Genomic DNA, 4,744 nt, shown 5'->3' with positions numbered 1-4,744 from the left:
GATGACGCCCACCAGCGGCGCGGGCTTGGATGCGGGTTCGGACACGTTGCGGGAATTCCGGTGACGGCTGGGACTAAGAGGGCGGCGATTATTTCACCGGCGCAGGCAAACCGCATCCTGACGCTGGTGAGAGACGATCGCGCTGGAATCAGGGTGCGATGAGATCGAAATCGGCGTTGACGCTGGCGTTGTAGCGAATCTGCCCGGCCGAGAAGCCCAGTGCTTCGTTGCCGGATTCTGGCGCTGCATCGGCAGCGGCCATCACCGAGAAGCGGGCCTTCTGCGCCATTGGCGGCGGCACGAACTCGGCGTTGGCATTCAGCGTATGCACGGCGCCGAGCTTCACACCGAGCGCATCGGCCAGCACCTTGGCCTTGGCGCGCGCGTCTTCAGCCGCCTTGGCCAGCGCTTCGCGAGTCAGCGCTTCGGCTTTCGACGATTCTAGCTGCGGGTCTGACACGTTGTTGATGCCGGCGGTCGTCGCTTTCAGCAGCACGTCGCCGATCTTGTCGAGATCGCGGACGACGATCTCGATGCCGCGGGTCAGCTGATAGCCGAGAAACTTGCGGCCGCCCTTGGCGCTGTAATCGTACTGCGGCTGGATGCTCAGGCCGGCAGTCGAGATATCGGCATCGGCGATGCCCAGCGCCTTCACCTGCGCGAGGTAGTCGCGGACGATGCGGCTGACCTGATCCTGCGCGGCGCGCAGATCGAGCTTGGTGGTTTCGACCTGCATCGAGATGCGGGCGCGATCCGGCGTGGCGGTCACTTCACCGCGACCACTGACATTGACCGAGCGACGGTCCGGCAAGGTATCGGCGGACACGGGCAGCGAGGTGGCGACAAGAAAGACGCAGCTCAACAGGGCCGCGGAAGCAGTGATGGAGCGCATGGCAGTTCGGGCAGTCTTCGGAACGAGCCCGGATGCTGCAACGCCCGGCCGCGAACGGCAAGCGCGGCTTTGCTTTCGAGCTCAGGCCAAGTTCACGAATCCCCGGCGTTCGGAGACAAGGGCTAAACTTGAACGGATACGCCCGAATGTCCGGCGTGCCTGAGTTTGATTCCGAGCCTGAGCTGCCCATGTCGTACATGCACCAAACCGTGATCCTGAGCCGAGAAGTGATCGGCGTGCTGATTCCTGCTGGCACGCGGGTCGAGCTGCCCGAGGGCGCGGATGCGACCATCACCCAGGCGCTGGGCGGCAGCTATACGGTCGAGGTGCAGGGCCATCTGTTCCGCATCGATGGCAAGGATGCCGACGCGCTCGGCTTCGAGCCGACCGGCGACATCGTTCTTGCGGCCGATGCCAGCGAAGAGGAAGTGACCGCCGCCGTACGCAAGCAGCTGGAAACGGTCTACGACCCGGAAATCCCGATCAACATCGTCGAGCTCGGCCTGGTCTACGACTGCCGTCTCGAACCGGCCGCCGACGAAGGCTGGAATCTGCACGTGGTGATGACCCTGACGGCTCCCGGCTGCGGCATGGGCGACGTGCTGGTCAACGACGTCAAGACCAAGGCGCTGCAAGTGCCGATGGTGCGCGAGGCGGACGTGGAGCTGACCTTCGATCCACCGTGGACGCAGGACATGATGAGCGACGCGGCCAAGCTGCAGGCGGGCTTCCTGTGACCAACACCCTGACTCGCGGCGTGCGCGTGATCGTGGCGCCACGCTATGTGCCGGAGCAGTCCGAGCCCTCGCGTTCGCACTACCTGTTCAGCTATCAGGTGACGATCCGCAACGATGGCGACGAGACCGTGCAGCTGCTGTCACGGCACTGGATCATCACCAACGGCGAAGGCAAGACCGAGGAAGTGCGCGGCCCGGGCGTGATCGGCTTCCAGCCCAAGCTCGAACCTGGCGAGCAGTTCCAGTACACCAGCGGCTGCCCGCTGACCACGCCGGTCGGCACCATGCACGGCAGTTACCAGATGGTGACCGACGGTGGCGACAACTTCGATGCGCTGATCGAGCCGTTCCGGCTCGCAGTGCCGCGCGTTCTCAACTGACGCGAACGCGCTTCAGCGAACCGAGCCGGTGATGCTCGGGTCCATGCGGCGCAGCGCATCCAGCGGGTTGGTCTCGCCGGTCTGCCGCAACTCCTCAGCGCTGTAGCTGCGTCCCGCAACGCCAAGGCAGTCGCGATTCTTCGACTTGATCCGCGTGCCGGTGTCACGCACGCAGTTCGGCTGCCTTAAATCGGTGCCGCTATCGTTCTTGGCGGGAGCCGACTCGGTCGGGGTCGACGAACTTGCGGGTTCAGCCGCAAATGCGCCGCTGACCAACAGCGTGCCGAGCGCAAAGCTGGCCAGCAGCTGGCAGATAGGGGTTTTGTTCATCGCGGGCTTCTCCGTCATGGCCGCATCGGAAACGATGCAAGCAACAAGATCAAGACCGTCGGTGAAGACTGGCCGTTCCCCGCGGCTCGATAGCCAAGCTCCGTGTGAGGGAGCCTAGCTATCGAATGCTTACTTGCGGCTCTTGCGAATCTTGTCGATCAGGAAATCGACGGTCTTCGCGGCGGTCGGCGAACCCGGCACCGCGTAGGTACCACCAACGATCAGGATCGGCACGCTGCGGATCACGTAGGTGCGGGCCAGCGCTTCGCCGCGGCGCATGCCGGAATCGACGACGAAACTGGCGGCAATGCCATCGAAATCAGCCGGCTTGATGCCGGCGACGGCGACATACAGCTCGCGGATCGCTTCCAGCGACGCCATCTGCTGGTGTTGCTCGTGAATCGCTGCGAATAGCGCCTTGTGGGTCTTGTCGAGAATGCCGAGCGTCTGGGCAATGTAGAACGCGCGAGCATGCACTTCGCCTTCCGGACGGCCCAGCGTATTCGGCACACGGATGAAATCGGCATCGGCCGGCTTGGTCTTGAGCCAGGCTTCGACGGTGGGTTCCAGCGCGAAACAATGCGGACAGCCGTACCAGAAGAACTCCTCCACCGTGATCCGCTTCGGATCTGCCGGCTTCTGAGGCGACGGCACTTCGGTGTAGTCCCTGCCCAGCTGGAAATCACCGGACGGAGTGCTGTCAGCGGCGCTGCAGGCAACGCTGAACAGGGCGAGCGTGGCGAGCAGGCCGCCAGCGACGAAGTTCTTGAGGGTACGCATGAGGCTCCTTGGGTGGCCTTATTGCAGGCCTGACAGGTAGGAAGACAGCGCGTCGATCTCGGCATCGGTCAGATGCTTCGCAACGGCGGCCATCATCAGACCATTGCCTTCCTTGCCGCGTTCCCCGGCGCGATAAGCGCGCAGCTGGGTCGCCACATAGCCGCTGTTCTGGCCGCCGATATGCGGATAGGCCGCAGCCGGATTGCCCGCGCCCGTCGGACCATGGCAGGCCGCGCAGGCCGCCAGGCCGCGTGCGGCATCACCGGCGCGATACAGCTTCTGGGCAACCGGAACCGAAGCTTCGCTGGCCACACCCGGTACAGCCGGCTGGGCAGCAAAGTAGGCGGCGAGATCGGCCATGTCCTGTTCCGACAGCGCAGCCGCCTGGCCCATCATCACGGCGTTGTTGCGCTTGCCGCTCTTGAACGCGACCAACTGGGCATGGATGTACTTCGAACCCTGGGCGGCGAGCTTCGGCCACTCCGGATTGATGCCACCGTTGCCACCGGCGCCATGGCAGGCACCGCAGACGGCGGCCTTGGTCGCGCCGGCGGCGGCATCGCCCTTGACGAACGGATCCTGGGCGGCGCCTTCAGCAAACGCGGCGACAGGGACGCACAGTGCGAGGGCGAGCAGTACACGCTTCATGAAACACTCCGGCAGGCAAAGGCGCGTGGTGCAATCCGCACTACGCGCATAATGATCAATTGGAGCGCGAATCTTACACGATGACCCCCGGTACAACGAAAGCAACAACGAAAGCGGCGAGCAAAGATTCGCCTTCGACGACCCCGCCGAATCTCTATGCCCGGGCGCGGTTCCGGATGTCCGCTGCCCAGCTCAGCCAGCTGCCCACGGATGGCTGGCCGGAAGCGGCGCTGGTCGGCCGCTCCAATGCCGGCAAGTCGAGCGCGATGAATGTCATCTGCCAGCAGCACGGCTTGGCGCGCGTGTCGAAAACGCCGGGCCGCACTCAGCTGATCAATCTGTTCGATATCGAGGATCGCGCCCGCCTCATCGATCTGCCCGGCTACGGCTTCGCCCAGGTGCCGATCGCGGTCCGCAATGCCTGGGGCCAGCTGGTCGGTGGTTATGTCGAGAAGCGCGACGTGCTGAAAGGCATCATCGTGGTCATGGACATCCGCCATCCGCTGACCGAGCTGGACGTGCAGATGCTCGAATGGTGCCGCGATCGCCTGCTCAACGCCCATGTGCTGCTGACCAAGGCCGACAAGCTCAGCTACGGCGCTGCCAAGAACACCATGCTGAAAGTGCAGCGCGAGTTGAAGGACTTCGATCCCAACATGACCACGCAGATGTTTTCGGCGACCGCCAAGACCGGCGTTGACGAAGCGCGGGCACGGCTCGATGACTGGTTGGGGTTCGCAGCGCCTGTTTCGCAGCCGGTCGACGAAGCTGAATGACACCCGGGCAATTACAACCAGCCTGAACGGATTGGCAGCTTTGCTCGCGCTCGATTAGCATCGGGCACTGGCCGCTGATCGTCGGGCAAAAAAATGCCCGGTGGATCGGGGGAATCCACCGGGCAACGATTCCGGCTTGGGGGAGCCGGAGGGGCATCCGCCCAGGGAGTGGGGGCGGAGAATGGGAAGGGAGTCACCATT

General features: G+C 64.1%; 7 protein-coding genes. 3 read left to right on the top strand and 4 right to left on the bottom strand.

Annotation, left to right across the window (positions count from 1 at the left end; all coding sequences use genetic code 11):
* Window positions 1-148 precede the first annotated feature (148 nt).
* Window positions 149-892 carry an SIMPL domain-containing protein gene (locus QZY06_RS16585; RefSeq protein ID WP_295686169.1) on the bottom strand — a complete coding sequence of 248 codons (744 nt, stop codon included), beginning with the start codon at window positions 890-892 and terminating at the stop codon, window positions 149-151.
* Window positions 893-1,080: 188 nt separating this feature from the next.
* Between QZY06_RS16585 and sufT the strand changes: the two genes are divergently transcribed.
* The gene (gene sufT, locus QZY06_RS16580; protein WP_295686168.1) at window positions 1,081-1,629 is read left to right on the top strand and encodes a putative Fe-S cluster assembly protein SufT; all 549 of its coding nucleotides are present in this window, start codon (window positions 1,081-1,083) and stop codon (window positions 1,627-1,629) included.
* The gene (gene apaG / locus QZY06_RS16575) at window positions 1,626-2,009 is read left to right on the top strand and encodes a Co2+/Mg2+ efflux protein ApaG (RefSeq protein ID WP_295686167.1); all 384 of its coding nucleotides are present in this window, start codon (window positions 1,626-1,628) and stop codon (window positions 2,007-2,009) included. Before sufT ends, apaG begins: the two co-directional genes overlap by 4 nt.
* Before the next feature lie 12 nt (window positions 2,010-2,021).
* On the opposite strand, the gene QZY06_RS16570 is transcribed toward apaG, so the two are convergent.
* The 3 genes from QZY06_RS16570 to QZY06_RS16560 all read right to left on the bottom strand — a co-directional run bounded on the left by QZY06_RS16570 (window position 2,022) and on the right by QZY06_RS16560 (window position 3,767).
* Window positions 2,022-2,339 carry a hypothetical protein gene (locus QZY06_RS16570; RefSeq protein ID WP_295686166.1) on the bottom strand — a complete coding sequence of 106 codons (318 nt, stop codon included), beginning with the start codon at window positions 2,337-2,339 and terminating at the stop codon, window positions 2,022-2,024.
* Between the two features lie 129 nt (window positions 2,340-2,468).
* Complete coding sequence (locus QZY06_RS16565) at window positions 2,469-3,119, bottom strand: thiol:disulfide interchange protein DsbA/DsbL (protein WP_295686165.1); 651 nt, start codon at window positions 3,117-3,119, stop codon at window positions 2,469-2,471.
* An 18-nt stretch (window positions 3,120-3,137) separates the two neighbouring features.
* Window positions 3,138-3,767: a c-type cytochrome gene (locus tag QZY06_RS16560; RefSeq protein WP_295686164.1), complete on the bottom strand. Its 630-nt coding sequence runs from the start codon at window positions 3,765-3,767 to the stop codon at window positions 3,138-3,140.
* Window positions 3,768-3,943: 176 nt separating this feature from the next.
* Between QZY06_RS16560 and yihA the strand changes: the two genes are divergently transcribed.
* The gene (gene yihA / locus QZY06_RS16555; RefSeq protein ID WP_295686163.1) at window positions 3,944-4,543 is read left to right on the top strand and encodes a ribosome biogenesis GTP-binding protein YihA/YsxC; all 600 of its coding nucleotides are present in this window, start codon (window positions 3,944-3,946) and stop codon (window positions 4,541-4,543) included.
* The last annotated feature ends 201 nt before the right edge of the window (window positions 4,544-4,744 follow it).

It is taken from the genome of uncultured Nevskia sp., assembly GCF_903885465.1.
Classification (GTDB): domain Bacteria; phylum Pseudomonadota; class Gammaproteobacteria; order Nevskiales; family Nevskiaceae; genus Nevskia.
This window is presented reverse-complemented; position numbering and strand designations above follow the sequence as displayed.